Here is a 21,120-nt window from a genome sequence, read left to right as displayed (position 1 = left end):
GGATTGCTTGTTTTTACAGCACTATTGTAAATGCGAGATTGATTTAGTTAAAGCTTGGTTACTATCGTGTGGCCGATAACTGCCATCGCTGAAACCTTTTTATTCAGGATGAGGCTGCTTGTCGGGTTTGGCGATCATCGCGTCTTGTGGGTAGTAAACAACGCCGCGTGGCTGACCTTGGCGATCGAAAAAAGCGTTGGGACGATGCTGACCGAGTAAACGTGCCCAGCCAATGCGTAGAGCGGTTCTGATCATTAAGCTAAGTGGAAAGCGAGGGTGGACATTTTTTTCTGGGATGGGGGAACGTGCGTCTTGACCTTGCACGTACCAACGAACAGGGCCAATTTCTTCTTCGTTATCCCCTTCGATGTGATAACAACTACTAATAATGCCGATAAAAGGGATAGCTGCGCTAATCGTATTCGCTATCGGTGTATGGCAACAGCTCGCGTACCAGCGATAAAGCCCTTTTTCGGATAATCTCGCGCAGGAAAGCTTATCTCGCCCTCGGTACACGCGTAATTGGGCGGGCGTGATTTGTAGGATTTCTGTGCCGCCACCGGGCTTTAGCTCGGTATGGTAACCCAGTTTTTCAGCGAAGGCTTGGCAGTCTTTGCAGTAACATACGCAACGCTGACTGCGTCGTGCATCAATAATTTCTCCCGTCACTTGACCACAAGCACACTGGATATTCAACCTTGTCATTCTATCCTCTCCCGCGCATCAAAGCGTGTCTTACTAGTGTAGAGGATGAGCGAAAAACCGATGCAGAGTGTTTGATTTATAACACTATCTGAACATGAAATTCCTCTAAATTACGCAGAATGGCAACTTTTCGTGACATTCTTGTCCCATTTCCACCTTCTAAAATAGGGCAATATGCCAGCTATGTAGTGATTAATTCTTTTGTTTAATAATTGTTAATCTTTGCGGTGGAGACTTTCAACGGCTTAGCGAAATTTTTTAGACAAAAAAACTAAACGAGTGGTTCATGGTCGACAAATATAGTGCTCGATCTGGAAATAACAGTGTATATGGTTGATGATTGGATGTATCACGTTTGTTAAATAAATGTATTTCAAACGTATTGGTTTGAATGCGCGACACGGTCRCGAAACAGGAGGAAGCCATGAATACGTCAACATTACTCATGCAGCTTAATCAACTGGACGATAATCACATCAAACAATTACAGCCTTCGTTTGATAACCTTCCCGGTACATCTCACGCGGACGGCGGTTATCGCTTGCGTCGCTATTCAATCGTGCATGCTTTCGATGGAGGCGTCGAGAAGTTGCCGACTCGCCCATTTATGCAAACATCTGATATCAATGAATTCCAAGGGGATGTGGCCAGAACCTTTGAGGATATTGAGCCCCAGACCATTCAAGCACCCGGCTTCCATGCCATGTGTCGGACATTCCGCGACTTATATCAGCTTAGCGATGACAACGACATCGAAATCCACCAAATCCGTATTCAGGCGGATAATCAGTCGGTGCAAGTCGCCCCAGAAGGCGTTCACCAAGACGGCTTTGATCATATCGCCATTGTCAGCATTGGCCGCGATAATATTGAGGGCGGTGACTTTCAGGTATTTAGTCATAAAACCAGCGCACCGCTGTTTAGCCTGCCGCTGGAACCGGGACAAATGGCGGCACTTGATGACCGTACACTATGGCATTACGCTGAGCCGATTACGCCCGTGGATAACCAGAAACCGGGCACGATGGATGTATTTGTACTCACAGCAACAAGGAAGTAACGATGACACCGGCAGGTTTTTCACCCCATGCTGTTCGGGGCCACTTTCCCGCGCTCGCGCAAATCATTGAAGGTAAACCCGTTGCATTTTTTGATGGCCCGGGGGGCGCACAAGTACCCCGCGCGGTGCTTGACGCTATGGTGGATTATTTAGGGCACTACAATGCCAATCTGGGCGGCCAGTTTTTCTCTGGTCGTTATACCACCGAGCTTATGCAGCGCGCGCGTGATGTGGCGGCCACCTTTGTGAATGCCTCGTCGTCAGAAAGCATGGTATTCGGTCCGAATATGACCACCTTGACCTTCTCGTTGAGTCGGGCAATCAGTCGCGACTGGCAGGCGGGAGATGAAGTGATTGTTTCGGCACTCGATCACTATTCAAATGTATCTAGCTGGCAACAAGCGGCGCATGACAAAGGCGCGATCGTGAAACAGATACGTGTTGATGAGTCGACGTATTCTATCGATATGGCACATCTTGCCAGCCTAATGACCGAAAAGACCAAGTTGGTTGCAGTGACACTCGCCTCAAACACCACAGGCAGTTTGGTTGATGTGGCAAAAGTGGTAGAGATGGCGAAACAAGTGGGTGCCAAAGTGTATGTGGATGCGGTGCATTATGCGCCCCATCACTTAGTGGATGTGCAAGCACTCGGATGCGATTTTCTTGCCTGCTCAGCGTATAAGTTTTTTGGGCCTCATGTTGGTTTTGCCTATGTCGCGCCTGAGTGGGTACAGACGTTAAAACCGTACAAAGTGGAACCTGCGACCAATCAAGGCCCTGGCCGATTTGAAACAGGCACCCAAAGCTTTGAGGCGATAGCGGGCTTTATTGCGGCGGTTGACTATCTTGCGCAATGGGGCGATCCGACGTCCTCTCTGCGAGAAAGACTAGCGGCAAGCTATGCGCAGTATCAAGCGCATGAGCAAGCATTGTCAGCACATTTTATCCAGTTGATGCGCGCTTATCCCAAAGTACGTATTTATGGTATTACCGATGATAATCAGCTCGATAAACGGACTCCAACGTTTGCGATCCGCATAGAGGGAACAGAGCCGGCAGAAGTTGCTCAAGCACTTGGCGAGCAAAATTTGTGTGTCTGGAATGGGCACTTTTATGCCCAAGGCTTGTGCGAGCAGCTTGATATCTTAGACAAAGGCGGTGTGGTCCGCATTGGAATGATGCATTACAACACAATTGATGAAATTGACCGGCTTCACCAAGCCTTATTGCCATTTATTAGCGATTAAGGTTAATCAATCTCTCAAGCGGCCAAAAAGGCCGCTTTTTTTTGATCAAAATTGGCTTCAGTTGATGTTTAAGTGTGAATTTATTCACAATGCAACCTAGAAACGTTAGCTAGCGCATAGGCGAATGTGCGGCTGCACGTTATGATCACCATCGTTAGTGCTGTCCAAGAAACTATTCAGAAAGAAATCATTTAAAAACGAAACCAATAATAATCAAGGCGAGACCCATGACTGAAGAACAAAACGCCTTTTGGCACCAATATCTAACGACCCTTCCCGCGGACCAACGGCCAACTGATGATCAAGTGGTGGTGGACACCTTAAGTCATCACACGGTGAGAGCGAACGAAGTTGCGACATTGGTGAGTTTGAATAAAAAGAAAGCTCACTGTCGATTGCGCAGCTCTTTGGAAGAGAAAAATGCGGTGATCCCACACAAAGGACATTATAAGATTGTCCTTAATGGTCACCACCGACCCGTGTGTATCGTCAAAACCACACAGGTGAGCTATTGCCCGTTTAACCAAGTCAGTGCTGAATTTGCGGCACGTGAAGGAGAGGGAGATGGATCTTACCAGTGTTGGCACGAAGCGCATTGGGGTTACTTTTCCCAGTACGCCAAAACACACGGCCTACATTTTGATGAGCACTCGGATGTGGTGCTTGAAGAGTTTGAGAAAGTCTATCCACTCTAAAAATCCAAGCCGCGCTGAGCGGCTTTTTTAATGGTGATTCACCTTCATGTAAGTGCGAGGTGACTCTCCCAGCATGGTTCTGAAAAATGTGATAAATGCACTGTCACTGGCAAAGTGTAATCGATGGGCGATATCACCTTGCTTTTTTCCCGCAGCGAGTAGCTCTATCGCTTTAATGATCCGCCATTGTTGTCGCCATTGCTGATAGCTCATCCCTGTTTCTTTCTTAAACAAGCGCGTGATCGTTTTTTCAGAGGCGCCGCATCGTGTTGCTGCTTCTTTTAACGGTGGGAGTACATCCATTTCGAGGAGTGGTGATAAACGATAATCCGCCGGTAAAGGCAACGTCATTGTTTCTTCTTTAGCGTTTGCCAGCTCATCGATACATACCGCGAGAAGGTTGGCTGGTGCGCCACATTGCCAATTCGTCGCAAACGGAGAAAGAGCAATACGTTCCAGAACTGCTGTGAGTAATGGTGTCGTCGTCAGGATCATTAACTGAGTAGGTAATTGGGTGATTACCCTTTGGTCAAAATAGATCGAGCGATAGCCGACCGTGTGTTGCATCTCAACCCGATGATTGCAGTGGCCCGGAATCCACGCAACTCGGGTGGGAGGCAAGATACTGACTGAATTCGCGAGGGTTATCCGCATACAGCCATGCTGACTAAAGAGTAATTGACCTTTTTGGTGAGAGTGAAAGCCTGAGTCGTGCGAGGTTAAGTCAGCACCGATCCCAAGCACCGAGTTATTGAGCATATCAGGATCAAAGTTATCGTCGCTGTTGAGCCATGCCATTACAAACTGTCTTATTTTATAAATTAATTGTCTTTTATATTATAATGGGCAAAGGACCGATGTTGATAAGTTTAGACCTCACTGTTTTTTTCAGAGGTCATTATGCAAACACGGACTTTTAGCCTGACTTTAGCTATGGCTTTAATGATGTTTCCGCAAATTGCAGAAACTATTTACAGCCCGGCACTCCCCGAACTTGCTTTACACTTTTCGGTTACTCCCGATATTGCTTCGCAAACCTTATCTAGCTACTTTGTTGCTTTTGCATTTGGCGTTGTTTTTTGGGGGAGAGCTTGTGATGTTATAGGTCGTCGGCTGAGTATGCTCGCTGGCTTGGGTGTCTATGCGATGGCGTGCTTGCTTGCCGTGTTTAGTTCTACTTTTAGCCTTGTTTTGTTCGCCAGAGTCATGGCTGCTTTTGGTGCCGCGGTTGGGTCAGTTGGCACGCAAACAATGATTAGAGATTGCTATAGTCGTACCCAATTGACGCGAATGTTCGCAGTGATGGGGATTGCCATTGCACTGAGCCCTGCGATTGGCGTGTTGGCTGGAGCGTTATTGGTAGGTTTTCTTGGTTATCAAGGCGTTTTTATTGGGCTGGCTATTACGTCTGTAGGACTTTTTCTCTACACCTATCAGTGCTTACCTGAGACCCGAAGGGCTGATAACTCTCTTCCTCCGATAGTACCGATTTTACGGCGCTTAATGATGGATGTTGATGTCTGGTTCAGTGCTGTCTTGGTGGCTGCATTTAACATTAATTTATTTGCTTAYTATCAGCTTGCGCCTTTCTATTTTAGCGCTTTGCGTATGCCGCCCTCATGGTATGGCTACTCAGGTTGCATCTTAGCACTAGGGATTGGTATGGGAGCCATCGTGAATAAGAAGCTTATAGCAAGAGGCTGGGTGTATAAGCCGTTACTTTTATTGTCTTGCCTCGTCTCTACCCTAGGAAGTATTGCGGTTTGGAGGCTAGAAACCAGTCCGTGGTTTGTGATGCCTATGATATTCGTTGTGATGGCGTATGGGATTGCGATCCCTAACATCCTCGCATACGCGCTTCGCCACTACGCTGATTGTGTCGGTACGGCTGGCGCCCTATTCGGTATGCTCTATTACGGGTTAATTGGTATTGGATTAGCAAGCGTAGGAGCAGAGCAAGCTCTGGGGATAAGTTTGACTGTCAGTAGTATAGTCGCGATGTGCATTGGGTGGTGGCAGACAAAATCGGTCTGAACTGCGTTTTTAGGCGGGCACTGTCGCGACTAATCCGATCAAAGTTTACTCACCGATATCCAAATTAATCTCATCGGCCCATGGCATGTCTGGCAAGGTGTCTAAGTTGGCTTCATAGCGGGACAGGGTAAATTGTCCGTTGTGATTGCTAACATCATAGATCTCAACCATTAACGCACAGGCAATGTATTCGATAGCTTCGTCGCGTGAATAGCCGGTCATACGCAGGCGCATCAAGGTTTCTGCTACCTTTTTAGGGTCTTGGTCGGCGATCTGGTTCTCAACCACTTCAATCAAGTTAGCGATACTGGTACTGGTTTCATCTTGCATGGTATTGCTCGTTATGGGTGACAGTGACGTCATACTAGGGGATGCAAGCCTGAGAGGCACGGATTTTTTGTCAGCCTATGACGTCACTAACTTCATTTAGTTAACTCAATATGTTAATGATAACCATTATCGAAATGGTGTGGCGAATGAAAAGGATATAGTCATGGTGAAAACACGTATCGAAAAAGACAGTATGGGTAATGTTGAGGTACCTGCTGATGCGCTGTACCAAGCACAAACTCAGCGAGCCGTGAATAACTTTGCGGTCAGTGACCAGGCGATGCCTGAGGATTTTATTCGCGCGTTAGCCATGGTGAAGCATGCAGCGGCAACGGCTAACGAAGAGCTGGGCTTACTGGATGGCAATATTGCACATGCGATTCGCCAAAGTGCCGAATCTATCATGGATGGTGAGCATTTAGCGCAGTTTCCCGTTGATGTGTTTCAGACTGGCTCAGGCACGAGTTCAAACATGAATATGAATGAAGTGCTGGCAACGTTAGCCTCTGAAAAGTGTGGTGAAACGGTCAGTCCCAACGATCATGTCAATATGAGTCAAAGTAGCAACGATTCTGTTCCTACGGCTATCCAAATCAGTGCCACATTAGGCTGTGAAAAAGCCTTACTTCCAGCGTTAGCGCATTTACGTGATGCGTTACAGGAAAAGAAACGCACAGTCGGCCATATCGTGAAAACGGGTCGCACTCACTTGATGGATGCGATGCCTGTGACTCTTGGCCAAGAGCTAGATGCTTGGACTCAGCAGGTCGAACACGCGATGGTACAAATTACCCAAAGTCTATCATCGGTGCGCGCACTGGCTCAGGGTGGCACGGCAGTGGGGACGGGAATCAATGCTCATCCATTGTTTGCCGAGCGTTTTGCCAACGCAGTCTGTGCGTGCAGCCACTCGTCATTCACGGCGAGCGAGAATCCTTTTTTTGCTATTGGTAGCCAAGATGCGCTGGTGGCATTGCACGGCCAGTTGAAGACAACCGCGGTTGCAGTTATGAAACTGAGTAACGATTTACGTTGGATGAACTCGGGCCCACTGGCCGGGCTTGGAGAAATTGAGCTAGAGGGGTTACAGCCCGGATCGTCTATTATGCCGGGGAAAGTGAATCCTGTTATTCCAGAATCTGCTGCTATGGTTGCGGCGCAAGTGATGGGCAACGACACTACCATCACGGTGGCGGGGCAATCGGGGAATTTTGAGCTGAACGTGATGTTGCCTGTGATTGCTACCAACTTACTGCAAAGTATTCGTCTATTGGCGAATGCTGCTCATCTGCTAGCAGATAAAGCGGTGGCGACCTTTAAAGTGCGAGAAGATAACTTACAGTCAGCGCTAGCCCGTAACCCTATTTTAGTAACGGCGCTTAACCCAGTTGTGGGTTACCTTAAAGCCGCTGAAATTGCGAAGAAGGCCTATCAACAGGGCCGGCCTATCTTGGATGTTGCGGAGGAAGAAACGGATCTCGGCCGCGAGCATTTGTCTCAATTGCTTGATCCTGCCAAGCTCACCGAAGGCGGTATCGCTGAATAGATATTAGGGTGGGGGCGCCACAACAACACGGTTGCGCCCCGTCTTTTTGGCCTGATATAAGCAATCATCGGCTCGGTCAAAAACACGCTCTGGGTGAATATCGTCCGTGTGGTTTTCAGCCAAACCGCAGCTGACGGTATAGGTCAGTGACTGGCCATCAATGTGAGAAATGCTAGCGGCGATGCGTTCTCGGATCCGTTCTGCCACATGAGTGGCATCGCTTGCACGCGTGTTGCGAAAGATGACCACGAACTCCTCACCGCCATAGCGAGCGACTAAATCGTTCTGGCGCACTGTGTCTGTGATGATGCTAGCGACATCTTTCAATACTTGATCGCCCGCAAGGTGGCCATAGCTATCATTGAATTGTTTGAAATGGTCTACGTCAAATACGGCGATGGTATATCGATAACGAGCTCGGCGAGCATGTTCATATTCAATCGCCAACTCAGGTAATAAACCATAGCGATTTACCACTCCGGTCAAAGGATCTAAGCTGGCTTTTAGCTGCCAGCTATCCCTTGCGGCAACCGCGTTTTTGAGTTCCATGACTTGGATTGAAATACTGATACTGGCGAGTACGGTGGTCAAAATATAGATCAGTAGCGCTAGCACCCCGTTATGAATATCTGGGATATCAAAGGCGCCCATATTGATGGGAACCATGACGATCGTTGTTGCAATTAATGTACATAATGCAATCAATAGGGTCCGCCAGTGGCCAGCGAAGGCAATATAGATTAGCAAGGCAAGGACGATGAAAATTGAGCCAGGGAAAACAGAAAAGCTAAACAGTGTGAGTAAAAAAACGCACAGCACGTAAGCCACTCGCATTCGTGTAATCTTACCAAAATCTATTCCGACACGTTGCCATGCGGTATATAGGCTAACACTCATCAAAACAGCGGTCGTGTAAGTGACTGCAAACTCTATAGCGAGAAATTGAATCCGCCCAGAGATAAGTTGCTCATCAAGGTAAAGAGGAATCGAGATGAGCGCGATCATTCCAAGCGCAGGCACTAAACAACCAATAATGAGAAACCTGAACAAGGCACTCACGCTGTCGAGGCAGTGAGGGTATAGCTTTTTCCATATCCATGAGGAGACGAGTGGGGTCAGGGTCAGGCAAGCACCGAAGAGTAATCCAGTGATTAGATGGACGGATTCAATACGTGAAATAGCCGCTAAACCATGTCCTAATGCACCTGCAACGGTAAGAGGCAAGACAAGCCTTGTTCCAAAATGTTGGAATAGGATAACGGCAAGCCCACTAGAAATGTTTAGCAGCGTCACCGTGTTCAGATCGAGAATGGCCGATAAGAACCGCATATCTGCCCAGACAAGGCTGCCATRCAACACAATCCACAAGAAAATCATCCGTGATCGTGTTTGAGATAGAACTGATTGCATGTCTCCCACATCCATCAGAGGGCAGCAGTGGCCTCAGCAGTAATGCTAAGTCATTGAAGTATATTCTCTTGATAAGTATAGCAGAGCCGGCATGCGCCGGCTCTGAAACTCGAGGAGGGGAGTTAATCCAATTTCTTTAACGCAACGGCGTTCATACAAAAACGCAATCCAGTCGGTGGGGGACCATCGGGAAACACATGTCCCAGATGAGCATCACAGCTGGCACAAGTGGTTTCAATTCGCGTCATCCCGTGACTGGTATCTTTATGGTATGCGATGGCGCTATCTTCGGCAGGTTGTGTGAATGAAGGCCAGCCAGTGCCAGAGTCAAATTTCTCATTCGCATCAAACAACAGTGTGCCGCAACAAACGCAGCCATATAGGCCTGGCTCAAACAAGGTACACATGCCCGAGCTAAAAGCACGTTCAGTGCCCTTTTGACGCGTGACGCGATATTGCTCGTCGCTGAGCTGAGACTGCCATTGTTGATCTGTTTTTTCCACCCGCTGGCGCGGCGACACATTACCTTGTTCGCTTCGTGTGACGATCTCTTGCCATGTCAGCATGATGTCGATCCTCTTGTGTGGCGGGCAACTGCCCGTGCTACAAAAACGCGTAGTGTTATGAATCTGAGTGCGTGATGCAAGTAGTACGGTGATGATTCGCCTTTAAGATCAAAGTTAAAGTGTGCCGATACCCCATCGTAATTCATCGTCTTGATCGTCTCGCACTTGATCTAAATAGCCCTCTAAGTGTTGCTCAATTAGTTCGTCAGATTGCGAGAAAAAGGCAATATGAAAGACCGCATCCCCTTCATTGACAACAGGAAGAGTTTGTTGGCCAATCAATATGCCGCTTTGCGAGGCTTTGATTTCCACTTCATTGCTGCCAGCTGGATCGCTGATGATACCGAGTATTTGTCCCTTATTAACTCTTTCACCCAGCGCAATATGACTACGAAAGATACCGTCAGCTTCAGCGCGCACCCACCGTGTAGCCCGTGCTGTAACCGGTTGATAGGGCAGGGTACGCCGAGAATGGCGTAGCATCCCTAAATGACGCATAACGCGAATGACACCCCGCACGCCCGTATTAATGGCGTAAGGCTCAAATCGCAGCGCTTCACCTGCCTCGTAGGTGATGACTGGAATACCGATCGCTTCCGCCTCGGCACGTAGAGAGCCATCACGTAAGGCGGCATCAACCATAACGGGAGCTGCAAAGGCTTTAGCCATCTCGGCTGCTCCTTCATTATCAAGATTGGCGCGGATTTGAGGCAGATTGGTGCGATGAATCGCTGCGGTATGAAGATCAATGACGTGCGTACACTGACTGATCACTTCATTAAATAATTGATATGCCATACGGCCGGCAATGGAGCCGCGCTCGGAGCCGGGGAAAGAACGGTTTAAGTCGCGTCGATCGGGTAAATAGCGGGACTTGTGAATAAAGCCAAAGACATTGACGACAGGAATAGCTATCAAGGTGCCACGAAGCTTTTCGGTATCGACTTTGGCTAATATTTGACGAACAATTTCAATTCCATTGAGCTCGTCGCCATGAATTGCGGCGCAAACAAGCAGAATAGGCCCCTCTAACTTGCCGTTTAACACCTCAATGCTGACATTTAATGGCGCGTGAGTGTATAGGCGCGCCATTTCCAGCTCCAAGCTGGCCTGCTCGCCAGCTTGGATTGTTTCGCCACCGATATCGATGGCATTGTTTTTTTTAGCCCTTGCCACGTGTGCGTGTCCTTTGGGGTTTAGCCGTCTTTTCAATATACTCGACGATCATGCCCGCGACATCTTTTCCTGTTGCTTTTTCAATGCCTTCTAGTCCAGGAGATGAGTTGACTTCCATCACAAGGGGCCCGCGCTCGGAGCGAAGAAGATCAACCCCTGCCACGTTAAGTCCCATGGCTTTCGCGGCCGCGATCGCGGTTCGACGCTCGGCTGGCGTAATACGGACTAGACTCGCCGTACCGCCACGGTGAAGATTAGATCGAAACTCGCCCGGTTGCGCTTGACGCTTCATCGCGGCGATCACCTTGTCGCCAATCACAAAGCAGCGAATGTCGGCACCGCTAGACTCTTTAATGTATTCTTGCACCAAAATATCCGCTTTTAAGCCCATAAAGGCTTCAATCACACTTTCTGCGGCTTTTTTAGTTTCAGCAAGCACGACGCCAATACCTTGGGTTCCTTCCAAGAGTTTGACCACCACGGGCGTGCCACCCACCATTGTCAGCAAGTCAGCAATATCACCGGGCTTACTGGCAAACCCAGTATGAGGCATGCCGATCCCTTTACGTGACAACAATTGCATTGAGCGTAATTTATCGCGAGAGCGACTGATGGCAACCGACTCATTGACGGGGAATACGCCCATCATTTCGAATTGGCGCAGTACCGCACAGCCATAGAAAGTAACGGATGCACCAATCCGCGGTACGATGGCGTCGAATCCTGATAGCTCCTCACCGGCCAAATGAATCATCGGCTGCGTTGAGTTAATACTCATGTAGCAGCGCAGCGCATCAATGATTTTATATTCGTGACCGCGTTGTTCGCAGGCTTCTATCAGGCGACGCGTAGAATAAAGATTTTTGTTACGCGACAGAATGCCTATTTTCATGGTTTAACCGCTCCTACTTACCGAGCAAAAAAGAGTGCATGGGATCGACGGTCATTTGTCCCGCCATGGCTGTGCGGCCGAGTAGCATGCGAAAACGCATGTTGTCTCTTGCCGTTAGTGTCATTTCTATCGGATAGCGCAATGTACCCGCTTGAAGTGTGGTCTGTATGACATACCTAAGCTGTTCATGACCTCCCGAGTCGCGAACAACGCGTCTGGCTAGGACTTTGGCTTCAGCTTGTACGTGTGTTTCATCGTCCCCTTGATGAGGATGAACCCAAAAGCGAACCCAAGCTTCCCCGTTTTGGTCGAATTCTTCGATCTTAAACGTATGCAGGCAAGAAGTCCGTGCTCCGGTATCAATTTTGGCTTTTACCCGATCAATGCCTAGGTCGGGGAGTGCGACCCACTCTCGCCAGCCGACGCTGACTTTAGGTGTTTTGTGTTGCACAGTGTTCATTTTGATCCGCTATAAAAAAGTCCCTTACTCTACCGTAGAAGGGATGACGATTACTCGTGGTAAGAATCTGAAAAATAAGCGATGATGTGTGATAACCATCGCATACATTTACAACGCATTGACTCAGACATTTTCGTGGTGTCAGCAGTATGAGGTGCATGCGGATGCACGCACTCACCGCTTTGCGGCAATACGAGAGAGTCTGGGATTCGTCGTGGCAACGTCATGGCATCTCTGGGCAGGGCGACACATAGAGGCCTTAAAGGCGTGTCAGAGAGCACACGAAAAGTTTCATGAAGGAAATACCATGCAAAACAGTGATAGACAAGAAGTAATTGAGGATTTGCTCTCAAAAGTTGATGAGGGAACGCCCGAAGTGGCACAAGAGATCGAGCAAGCCCATAGTCTTGATGACCTCGCGCTATTACTTGAGTCTTTACCCGTTACTGATCGTGTGAGTTTTTGGGAGCAGTTGTCGCCGGCAATACAGCTTCCGGTGCTAGCAGAAATGCGCGCTGATGCGAGTGAAGCGATTATTCGCGCGGTGGATGAGGTTCGTCTCCATGACTTGTTTGCAGAACTGGATGCCGACACCTTGCTGGAGCTGCAAGATGTGCTCACCGAACCTTTGCTGGAAGAAGCATTGGGGCGCATGGATACGGAGCAAAAGCAACGTTATGCCTCCGCTCAGCAATATGCAGATAGCGAGGTAGGGCACTGGTGTGACCATCAACCTTTAGTGGTGCCGGCCAAAACAAAAGTGAATGTCGTGCTGCGTTTACTGCGCCGTGTGATGCCAAAATACTGTGACCATGTGTTCGTAGTTGATAGCCGTGGAATATGGGTTGGTGCGGTGCCGATTCACAAACTCTTTGGTGCTGATGGTGTGCTCAAAATTAGTGAGCTGGTGCGCGAACAGTTCCCGAGTCTGAATGCTCGCGAGGATATTTATGTGAGTGCCGATAAGGTCGCTAGCAGTGAAGAAGTTGCCTTACCAGTGCTAGACGATGGCGGGATGTTGATTGGTCGGCTTGATCTCGGTACCGCGTATGAAATGCAAGCCGAGCGAGCTGAAGCACAAATTATGGCGACGGCGGGTTTGGATGAAGATGAAGATTTATTCTCCCCAGTGATGAAAAGTGCGCGCAATCGTGCACTGTGGCTTGGCATTAATTTGATGACGGCTTTTCTTGCATCTTGGTTTATCGGTTTATTTGAAGCAACCTTACAACAAGTGGTCGCGCTGGCGGTATTGATGCCCGTGGTGGCGTCAATGGGTGGGATCGCCGGAAGCCAGACGCTAACCTTGATTGTGCGAGGCTTAGCATTAGGACAAATATCTAAAAGTAACTTGAGGCCGTTATTGAACAAAGAGCTGCAAGTGGGGCTACTGAATGGTGTGCTTTGGGCGATAGTGATTGGTTTGATCGCCGGTTACTGGTTTAACAGCTGGGGACTAGGGATGGTGATTGGTGCTGCCATTGTCGCCAATATTATCAGTGCCGCCTTGGCTGGTATCTTTCTTCCGGTCATTCTCGATAAGCTGAAAATTGATCCGGCTCTGTCAGGATCGGTCATTTTAACCACGGTGACGGATATTGTTGGTTTTGTTGCCTTCCTTGGGTTAGGAACCTTGTTTTTGCTGTAAACCTTTACCAAGAAAGCAGGGATTGAAAAGCGCTCGCCGTAACGACGAGCGCTTTTTGTTATGGGTTTGCTGGTGGCGCGGGAGTATCTGACGCAGCAGCGTCGGCGCTCTCTGGCCGTTTTCCGTCAGCGGCAGGGAGCAGCTTCTCACAATAAAGCGTCATAATGTCTTCCCGTATTAATTGTTCGAGTTCGGCGGCGCGTTCGGTCGGACAGAACAGGCGGACGTGAACATGCTGCTCGCCGGTATCGGCATGAGACAAATAAACATGGGGTTCAGGTCCAGGTAAATCCACCCCTGCATGACGCTCTATCACATGGTTATAACGTCGAGCGACATCGAGAAAATCCTCACTATGATCATCAATGCGTGCCAGCAGTGCGGGAATATGAGGGTATAGATTAATATCGCCACGGATCACTAAGTGAAAATGGTGATAGACATAGCGCTTCATAAAATTCAGGTTTTTCACTGTGGTAGAGAAAAACAGACTATTTGGTAATGTCGCGGTTTTTCCGGTGTAGCAATAGTGACCATGGTGGGTGTCAATTTCCTGAATTTTGGTCGCCATCAAATTGTGCTCGATCACTTCGCCGCGAGAGTTACCCACCTCAATCCAATCGCCGATACGAAATGATCGAGAGCTAGCGCGTTGAATGGAGCCGGTAAAGCACAAGATAATTTCTTTCGATGCCACCACGACGGCCACTGYGATGGCAGTCAGTGAGAGGGCAAACTCGCTAATTTCCGTGTTCCAGAATAAAAATAAAAACAGTAACAGTAAGCTAAACGCCCCATTTTTAGTGCGAGATATCCACTTACGTTGATCTTCACTGAGAAAGTTACTGTCACCGCGAATATGACGTAGGATCAGGCGGCGAACAACGCTCACAACAACAATGACGCCGATGGTGGTCAGTAGCTTGTTATCGACCAACAGTTGGGCAATATTTTTTAACTCAGATAACAAAGTTGCTCCCTATTGTTTTTTTCCCGAGCTTTGGCGCTATTCTGCCCCTTTGGCGATAAAAATAAAACGCAAAGTTGCCGATACCTCAGGACGAGGTATCGGCGTGTGAGGTGGGTGCTAATCTGTCATCAATTTGCTTTGTTGGATCATGGCATCAATCACTGAAGCGCTGAGCTCTTGGCTACTCAGGCCACTGATATCAATCTCGTAGGCTGCGGCCATATCTGCCACACTGAGGTTCTCGAACACCACGTGTTGATCGATTTGATTATCGCCCGCTGAGGCAATGTATAAGGTGGCTTCACCTTGATCGTTGTCCTCAAGGGTTAGATAGTCTTCAAGGCTTGCACCGGCTTGGTCTTCATCAATAAGCAGCTCGGAGAGATCCAGTGTGTCCTTTTGCACATCAAAGTCCGTAATGCGATCGACCGCTTCTGCGCCGACAGACCCTTGGTCACCGCTTAAAAATGCGAAGGTGTCCGACCCAAGCCCGCCAGTCAGCGTATCGTCACCTTTACCGCCAATCAGCAGGTCATCCCCAAGCCCGCCATCAAGGGTATCATCGCCGAGGTTCCCGAGTAAGCTATCATCTCCCTCGTTACCGATCAGGGTATCGTCACCTGTACCGGCGGCGAGGATTTCACTTTGATAGCCACCTTCCAGTGTTTGGTCATCAATGGCAATAATATCGACCAATGCACTGTCCACATAACTGCCGTTAGAGGTGGTGTATTCAAATTGATGCTCAGGCTCTGGCAACACCGCGTTCGAGCTATCCAGAGTGAGATAAATTTCATAGCTCTCGGTGTCACTGGCGTCATCGTTGGAGACGATCTCAAAGTAGTAAGTGCCCTGCTGACCGGCGGTAAAGCTATTACTGCCAGAGTCGGGATTGAGGGTGTCCAAAAGCTGTTGGTTTTGGTCATAGACTCTCACGCTTAAATCATTGAACCAATGGTCATCATCAAAGAGTAAGGTCTCGTTCTGGTAAAGATCCATTTTCGTCATATCACTATCAATGCCGTTCTGGACCGTCCCCGTCAGGGCAGCGTTGGCACCATAGTTACCGGCATCAATGTGAGACCACACCTCTTGTGTCATGGTGCCGAACTTACCGCGATCTAGGCTCTGTGCCTGAGCAAACGAGTTGGCGAAATCGCCCAGTTCGGATTCTGCGATAAACTCGGAATCGTTACCGATGGGATCAAGGAAGCTTTGCGTATTCATCGCACCATCAGGTGTGAAGGTGATGTCATCCGTCCCCGTTACCGACCCTTGTATCGCATTACTGGTGGCCGTGATCGTGCTGTCCATCGAAGGAATATCGTTATGGGTTAAGGCCAAACCGGGAATGACGATTGGGCTACCGTCATGAATATTGGTGATCACAATATCGTGATTGGCGTCAAGTCGTGCCTCGTAGTAGAGGTTAATGACGACATTGACGTCACTGGTATCGCCATCGTTGTCGGTAAGCGTCAGTGCGATTTGCTCTTGCTCGTTGAGAATATTTCTGTCGACCGCCACGCGATAGTCGTATTCGCCGGTATCAAAGTTGATGGTGAGGATACCGCCTTTTGCGGTTTCAAAGGTCTGCTGTGCGCTGTCAGTCGTGGGATCATAGTTGTACGTTTGTCCATCCAAGGTGAGCGCGGAGATATAACCACCGTCAGCCCCGAATAAGGAAACAGTATTGCCTTCATCATCTAATAGAATGAGGCCGCCTGACACTTGTCCACTCTCAATGGTTTGTAGTAGTGAGTAAGCGAGCTCATTTTCATCGGTGACTAACAATACATTGTCACTGGTATCGCCTGAACTACTTGCCGCGATGGGAGTCAGTGGCGATGTTGTAATACCGTTTCCGACCCCGACACTGAAGGACTCATCAATACCTTGCGTACTGATATAGTTTTGCCACGCGCTTTGCAGGCTGGTGTTATTTTCAAAGTCATCATTGGGCATCCCGTCCGAGATAAAATACGAGATGGTTTTATCCGCAGTGAGCCCTGAGGTATCGACATTATTGATGATCTCGTTCAGCGCGTTATCGTACCGAGTCGCGCCGCCGGCATATAGACCCTCGATTGCGTCTAATGCGCTGCCGACGTCATTCTGAATCCAGCCAGAAGAACTCGCGGCATCCGAGAAAGACACGATTTGAATATTGAGATCCCCGAGTTTGTCATATTCCTCCACCATGGATTTTAGCGCGGCTTTGGTGACTTCCATCCGAGTGGGTGAAGCCGGATCGCTTGGATCAACCGGATCGGACATACTGCCGGACAGATCAACGGTAAGTATAAGGTTAAACGTCGAGCTACTCTCCGCCGTGGCGTATAAGGCACTTTCGATGTTGTCAGATGTGGGTGCATCATCTTGGACGTTGATGGTTAACGTTGATGAGCGATACGCGGTAGATGCCGTCGGATCATAGGTGGTGTAGGTGAAGGCGTCGCTCACGTTATCACCGCTGGTGGCATTATTGAGCGTATAGGTGTAGTCACCCGCGCGATAACCTTGGGTGTTGTCTTGGTTATAAACAGTCAGAGTGCCAATGGCGGTGGTGAGGGTTAAAACCCCATCACTGCCAAAGCTTTGTCCATTAATTTGATACAGGCTAACATTGACGCCAATCCCCGTATCATTATCCAACAGGTTACCTTGGGTAGTTTGACTATTATCGTCGCTCACCAACCCTTGCTCGCTGACTGAAGCGATATCGGCGTTTAATTGGGTATTGTTGTCATGACCGAGTGTGAGCTGTGCCTGACTGGTATCCCCATCGCTGTCGGTGAGGGTATAGGTGAATACCTCATCGTTCAGCGTGCTGGCATCTGTCGTTGACGCGACCGATGATTGATACAGGTAGCTGCCGTCAGGTTGAATGGTTAATTGTCCTTGCGATGTGGTAATCACAGTACTGCCGTTGACTGCATAGGTGGTGCCATTAAAGCTAACCGCGGTCACCGTGGTGGTATCCGCACCGAGGGTATCGGCACCGGCGCCGGCAGTGATCACGTTCCCCCCTGTCGAGGCACCAGAGGCCACGCTATCGCTATCATCATGGGCTACCGGTGCAGAGTCGCTCACATCAAAGGTCACGGTTGTCCACTCGCTATTCTCGCTACTTTGGTAGGAGAAGCTGTCATAGACTTGACCGCCGCCTGCATGGTTCACTGAAGGTGCGGTGTAGGTAAAGCTACCGTCGGCATTGACAGTAACACTGCCACCCAATGCGGTGGCGATAGTGGCTGGGCCGATCACAATTTCACTGTTACCACTTTCTCCTTGGCTGGCATTGGTGGCAACGCGGGTGACAGAGGCCTGTGTGTCTGTATCGTTGCTGATCAGTCCGTCGACACTAGCAATGCTGGTGGTTTGTCCTTCGGTCTGTGCAAAGCTATCATTTTCTAGACTCAGCGTGGCCGTGGTTGATGCCTGATCCGTGCCGTCGGTACTGATAGCCGTAATCGATAGTGTGACACCAGTAATATCGGCAGGAGAGGCGAGATTAAGACCACTCAGTTGCGCGTCCGTGAGTAGCCAATCGCCGGTGCTTGCCTCTTTTGTCCCCGCTGATAATACTGCATCATCCGGTAAGCCGCTGATTCGGTAAGTAAGTGTTTCGCCCGATTCATTGGCGGTGCCGGAGATTGTTAAGGGCGAAAGAATCGCACGTGACCCGCCCGCGCCAGGGTCAGTGGCGGAGATTTGTCCCGTGTCGTCAATATAAGTCAGTGATTGATCGCCACGGCTGACCGTAAGTGTGGGGGCGGTAGCAACCCCTTCGACGTTGAAGGTGACATCGTGGGTGAGACTCGCATTTTGCGTATCGGTGGCGCGGAAGCTTACTGTCTCTGTCCCACTCCAATCGGCGACCGATGAAATGGTTGCGATACCATTCGCATCAATAGAGACGGAGACCCCACTGGGCACATTTGCCACATCGAAACTCAAGGTATCGTCACTGTCGATATCGGAAAACACCGTATTAAGATCAATGGTGTAGCTAACAAAATCCTCTTGCAGAGTTTGTGTTGAAACGGTTTGGGTCAATATGGGAGCGTCATTGGTACCGGTAATGGTAATGGTAATGTCCTGTTGTACGCCGTTAGTAGCCGTTAATGTGATAGTGTCTGTCACCTCATCACCGGCATCTAAATCCTGCACGGCAGACTGATCGAGGGTGTAGGTCCAAGCACCATCTACTAGCTCCAACGAGCCATAAGTGCCTGCCTGTGTAACATCGGCAAAGGTCGGATTGTCGTCGTCATCAACATCACTGATCGCAAGGGTGCCGGTGGCAGTGACCGCTGCATCGCCCACGTTGCCTTCGGTGACTGAGCCAACAAACTCACCGGTGACTTCAGGCGCATCTTCGCTACCGGTAATGGTGATAACAATATCTTGCTCAGTGCCATCAGAGGCAGTCAGGGTAATGGTGTCGGTGACTTGATCACCGGCATCTAAATCTTGCACCGCAGACTGATTAAGGGTGTACGTCCAATTACCGTTCACCAGCTCGAGCGACCCATAGGTGCCAGCCTGTGTAACATCGGCAAAGGTCGGATTGTCGTCGCCATCCACATCACTGATCGCGATGGTTCCCGTGGCAGTGACAGGGGCATCGCCCACGTTGCCTTCGGTCACTGAACCAGTAAAGCTACCGGTGACTTCAGGTAAGTCGTCGGTGCCGGTAATGGTGATAACAATATCTTGTTGTGTGTTATCGCTTGCGGTGAGGGTGATGGTGTCGGTCACCTGATCACCGGCATCTAAATCTTGCACCGCAGACTGATCAAGCGTGTAAGTCCAATTGCCGTTCACCAGCTCTAGCAAACCGTAAGTGCTGCTCTCTGTGGTATTGGCAAAAGTTGGCGCGTCGTCACTATCGACATCACTGATCGCGATGGTGCCCGTGGCAATGACAGGGGCATCGCCCACGTTGCCTTCGGTCACTGAACCAGTAAAGCTACCGGTGACTTCAGGTAAGTCGTCGGTGCCGGTAATGGTGATAACAATATCTTGTTGTGTGTTATCGCTTGCGGTGAGGGTGATAGTGTCGGTCACCTCATCACCGGTGTCTAAATTCTGCACGGCAGACTGATCAAGGGTGTAGGTCCAGTTGCCGTTAACTAGGTCTAGCGAGCCATAAGTCCCCGCTTCTGTAGTATTCGCAAAGGTCGGATTATCGCCGTCATCAATATCACTGATCGCAATGGTGCCGGTGGCAGTGACCGCATCGCCTTCGTCACCGTCGGTCACTGAGCCGGTAAAGCTACCGGTGACTTCAGGCGCATCTTCGCTACCAGTAATAGTGATCACAATGGCTTGCTCTGTGCCATCAGACGCTGTCAGGGTGATGGTATCGGTGACTTGATCACCGGCATCTAAATTCTGTACTGAGCTCTGATTTAGCGTGTAGGTCCAACTGCCGTTGACCAGGTCGAGTGAACCGTAAGTGCCGGTCTCTGTGGTATCGGCAAACGTCGGATTGTCATCGCCATCGACATCACTGATCGCAATGGTGCCCGTGGCAGTAACGGGTACATCGCCGACGTTGCCTTCGGTCACCGAACCAACAAACTCACCGGTGACTTCAGGCGCATCTTCGCTACCTGTAATCGTGATAACAATATCTTGCTCTGTGCCATCAGAGGCAGTCAGGGTGATGGTGTCCGTCACCTGATCGCCGGCATCTAAATCCTGCACGCTGGCTTGCTCGAGGGTGTAAGTCCAATTGCCGTTCACCAGTTCTAGCGAACCATAGGTGCCCGCCTCAGTGGTATTGGCAAAGGTGGGGTTATCGTCGTCATCAATATCACTGATCGCAATGGTGCCGGTGGCAGTTACTGCGGTAGCGCCCACGTCACCTTCGGTCACTGAGCCAACAAAGCTACCGGTGACTTCAGATAAGTCGTCGGTGCCGGTAATGGTGATAACAATATCTTGCTGGGTGCCATCAGAGGCAGTCAGGGTAATGGTATCCGTCACTTGATCACCGGCATCTAAATCTTGCACCGCAGACTGATTAAGGGTGTACGTCCAATTACCGTTAACTAGCTGGAGCGAACCATAGGTTCCTGCTTCAGTGGTATTGGCAAAGGTGGGCGCGTCGTCACTATCGACATCACTGATCGCAATGGTGCCGGTGGCAGTTACTGCGGTATCGCCCGCGTCACCTTCGGTCACCGAGCCGGTAAAGCTACCAGTGACCTCAGGTAGGTCATCGGTGCCGGTAATAGTGATAACAATATTTTGCTCGGTGCCATCAGAGGCTGTCAGGGTGATGGTGTCCGTCACCTCATCACCGGCATCCAAGTTCTGCACGGCAGATTGATCGAGGGTGTACGTCCAAGCACCATCAGCACCATC

The 21,120-nt window shown here is 49.5% G+C and carries 16 protein-coding genes; 6 read left to right on the top strand and 10 right to left on the bottom strand.

Translation table 11 applies throughout. From position 1 onward, the window contains the following. Positions 1-99: 99 nt before the first annotated feature. A complete protein-coding gene (locus BZJ19_RS13785) occupies positions 100-705 on the bottom strand; it encodes a DUF6151 family protein (RefSeq protein ID WP_077676057.1) in 606 nt (201 codons plus the stop codon). Between the two features lie 424 nt (positions 706-1,129). On the opposite strand from BZJ19_RS13785, the gene BZJ19_RS13780 reads away from it, so the two are divergent. The 3 genes from BZJ19_RS13780 to BZJ19_RS13770 all read left to right on the top strand — a co-directional run bounded on the left by BZJ19_RS13780 (position 1,130) and on the right by BZJ19_RS13770 (position 3,710). Continuing rightward, positions 1,130-1,765: a 2OG-Fe dioxygenase family protein gene (locus BZJ19_RS13780; RefSeq protein WP_077676056.1), complete on the top strand. Its 636-nt coding sequence runs from the start codon at positions 1,130-1,132 to the stop codon at positions 1,763-1,765. A 2-nt stretch (positions 1,766-1,767) separates the two neighbouring features. Beyond that, positions 1,768-3,015: a cysteine desulfurase-like protein gene (locus BZJ19_RS13775; protein WP_077676055.1), complete on the top strand. Its 1,248-nt coding sequence runs from the start codon at positions 1,768-1,770 to the stop codon at positions 3,013-3,015. A gap of 227 nt (positions 3,016-3,242) precedes the next feature. Beyond that, entirely contained in the window at positions 3,243-3,710 is a 468-nt protein-coding gene (locus BZJ19_RS13770; RefSeq protein WP_077481159.1) for an ASCH domain-containing protein, read from the top strand. Between the two features lie 27 nt (positions 3,711-3,737). On the opposite strand, the gene BZJ19_RS13765 is transcribed toward BZJ19_RS13770, so the two are convergent. Then, the gene (locus BZJ19_RS13765) at positions 3,738-4,508 is read right to left on the bottom strand and encodes an AraC family transcriptional regulator (RefSeq protein WP_077676054.1); all 771 of its coding nucleotides are present in this window, start codon (positions 4,506-4,508) and stop codon (positions 3,738-3,740) included. Positions 4,509-4,610: 102 nt separating this feature from the next. On the opposite strand from BZJ19_RS13765, the gene BZJ19_RS13760 reads away from it, so the two are divergent. Next, positions 4,611-5,744, top strand: coding sequence for an MFS transporter (locus tag BZJ19_RS13760; RefSeq protein ID WP_077676053.1), 1,134 nt, complete (start codon positions 4,611-4,613; stop codon positions 5,742-5,744). A gap of 45 nt (positions 5,745-5,789) precedes the next feature. Here the strand turns inward: BZJ19_RS13760 and BZJ19_RS13755 are convergent, their stop codons facing one another. After that, the gene (locus tag BZJ19_RS13755; protein ID WP_077641331.1) at positions 5,790-6,074 is read right to left on the bottom strand and encodes a hypothetical protein; all 285 of its coding nucleotides are present in this window, start codon (positions 6,072-6,074) and stop codon (positions 5,790-5,792) included. A 163-nt stretch (positions 6,075-6,237) separates the two neighbouring features. On the opposite strand from BZJ19_RS13755, the gene BZJ19_RS13750 reads away from it, so the two are divergent. Further along, the gene (locus BZJ19_RS13750) at positions 6,238-7,620 is read left to right on the top strand and encodes a class II fumarate hydratase (protein ID WP_077676052.1); all 1,383 of its coding nucleotides are present in this window, start codon (positions 6,238-6,240) and stop codon (positions 7,618-7,620) included. Positions 7,621-7,623: 3 nt separating this feature from the next. On the opposite strand, the gene BZJ19_RS13745 is transcribed toward BZJ19_RS13750, so the two are convergent. From BZJ19_RS13745 to BZJ19_RS13725, 5 genes are all read right to left on the bottom strand, one after another. Further along, entirely contained in the window at positions 7,624-9,030 is a 1,407-nt protein-coding gene (locus BZJ19_RS13745; protein WP_157891201.1) for a GGDEF domain-containing protein, read from the bottom strand. A 122-nt stretch (positions 9,031-9,152) separates the two neighbouring features. Further along, on the bottom strand, positions 9,153-9,596 hold the full coding sequence (gene msrB, locus BZJ19_RS13740) for a peptide-methionine (R)-S-oxide reductase MsrB (protein ID WP_077676050.1): 444 nt from the start codon (positions 9,594-9,596) through the stop codon (positions 9,153-9,155). Between the two features lie 114 nt (positions 9,597-9,710). Next, on the bottom strand, positions 9,711-10,772 hold the full coding sequence (locus BZJ19_RS13735; protein ID WP_077676049.1) for a succinylglutamate desuccinylase/aspartoacylase family protein: 1,062 nt from the start codon (positions 10,770-10,772) through the stop codon (positions 9,711-9,713). Further along, positions 10,759-11,664, bottom strand: coding sequence for a 30S ribosomal protein S6--L-glutamate ligase (rimK, locus tag BZJ19_RS13730; RefSeq protein WP_069590396.1), 906 nt, complete (start codon positions 11,662-11,664; stop codon positions 10,759-10,761). The genes BZJ19_RS13735 and rimK overlap by 14 nt, the downstream gene beginning before the upstream one ends. A 13-nt stretch (positions 11,665-11,677) precedes the next feature. Continuing rightward, complete coding sequence (locus BZJ19_RS13725; protein WP_077676048.1) at positions 11,678-12,124, bottom strand: ATP-dependent zinc protease family protein; 447 nt, start codon at positions 12,122-12,124, stop codon at positions 11,678-11,680. 307 nt (positions 12,125-12,431) lie between these two features. On the opposite strand from BZJ19_RS13725, the gene BZJ19_RS13720 reads away from it, so the two are divergent. Further along, complete coding sequence (locus BZJ19_RS13720) at positions 12,432-13,772, top strand: magnesium transporter (protein ID WP_077676047.1); 1,341 nt, start codon at positions 12,432-12,434, stop codon at positions 13,770-13,772. Between the two features lie 58 nt (positions 13,773-13,830). On the opposite strand, the gene BZJ19_RS13715 is transcribed toward BZJ19_RS13720, so the two are convergent. Continuing rightward, the gene (locus BZJ19_RS13715; protein WP_077676046.1) at positions 13,831-14,742 is read right to left on the bottom strand and encodes a mechanosensitive ion channel family protein; all 912 of its coding nucleotides are present in this window, start codon (positions 14,740-14,742) and stop codon (positions 13,831-13,833) included. A 117-nt stretch (positions 14,743-14,859) separates the two neighbouring features. Then, positions 14,860-21,120, bottom strand: a 6,261-nt coding sequence (locus tag BZJ19_RS13710; protein WP_131826406.1) for a VCBS domain-containing protein, incomplete at its 5' end; no start/stop codon positions are given.

This window comes from Salinivibrio proteolyticus, from assembly GCF_001996165.1.
Taxonomy (GTDB): Bacteria; Pseudomonadota; Gammaproteobacteria; order Enterobacterales; family Vibrionaceae; genus Salinivibrio; species Salinivibrio proteolyticus.
The sequence above is the reverse complement of the archived record's forward strand: the minus strand, read 5'-3'. Positions and strand labels throughout refer to the sequence as shown.

Bases quoted from the DNA above. Each gene is read 5' to 3' on its own strand.
- BZJ19_RS13785 (WP_077676057.1), bottom strand. From the start codon at position 705: ATGACAAGGTTGAATATCCAGTGTGCTTGTGGTCAAGTGACGGGAGAA.
- BZJ19_RS13780 (WP_077676056.1), top strand. From the start codon at position 1,130: ATGAATACGTCAACATTACTCATGCAGCTTAATCAACTGGACGATAAT.
- BZJ19_RS13775 (WP_077676055.1), top strand. From the start codon at position 1,768: ATGACACCGGCAGGTTTTTCACCCCATGCTGTTCGGGGCCACTTTCCC.
- BZJ19_RS13770 (WP_077481159.1), top strand. From the start codon at position 3,243: ATGACTGAAGAACAAAACGCCTTTTGGCACCAATATCTAACGACCCTT.
- BZJ19_RS13765 (WP_077676054.1), bottom strand. From the start codon at position 4,508: ATGGCATGGCTCAACAGCGACGATAACTTTGATCCTGATATGCTCAAT.
- BZJ19_RS13755 (WP_077641331.1), bottom strand. From the start codon at position 6,074: ATGCAAGATGAAACCAGTACCAGTATCGCTAACTTGATTGAAGTGGTT.
- BZJ19_RS13750 (WP_077676052.1), top strand. From the start codon at position 6,238: ATGGTGAAAACACGTATCGAAAAAGACAGTATGGGTAATGTTGAGGTA.
- msrB (WP_077676050.1), bottom strand. From the start codon at position 9,596: ATGCTGACATGGCAAGAGATCGTCACACGAAGCGAACAAGGTAATGTG.
- rimK (WP_069590396.1), bottom strand. From the start codon at position 11,664: ATGAAAATAGGCATTCTGTCGCGTAACAAAAATCTTTATTCTACGCGT.
- BZJ19_RS13725 (WP_077676048.1), bottom strand. From the start codon at position 12,124: ATGAACACTGTGCAACACAAAACACCTAAAGTCAGCGTCGGCTGGCGA.
- BZJ19_RS13720 (WP_077676047.1), top strand. From the start codon at position 12,432: ATGCAAAACAGTGATAGACAAGAAGTAATTGAGGATTTGCTCTCAAAA.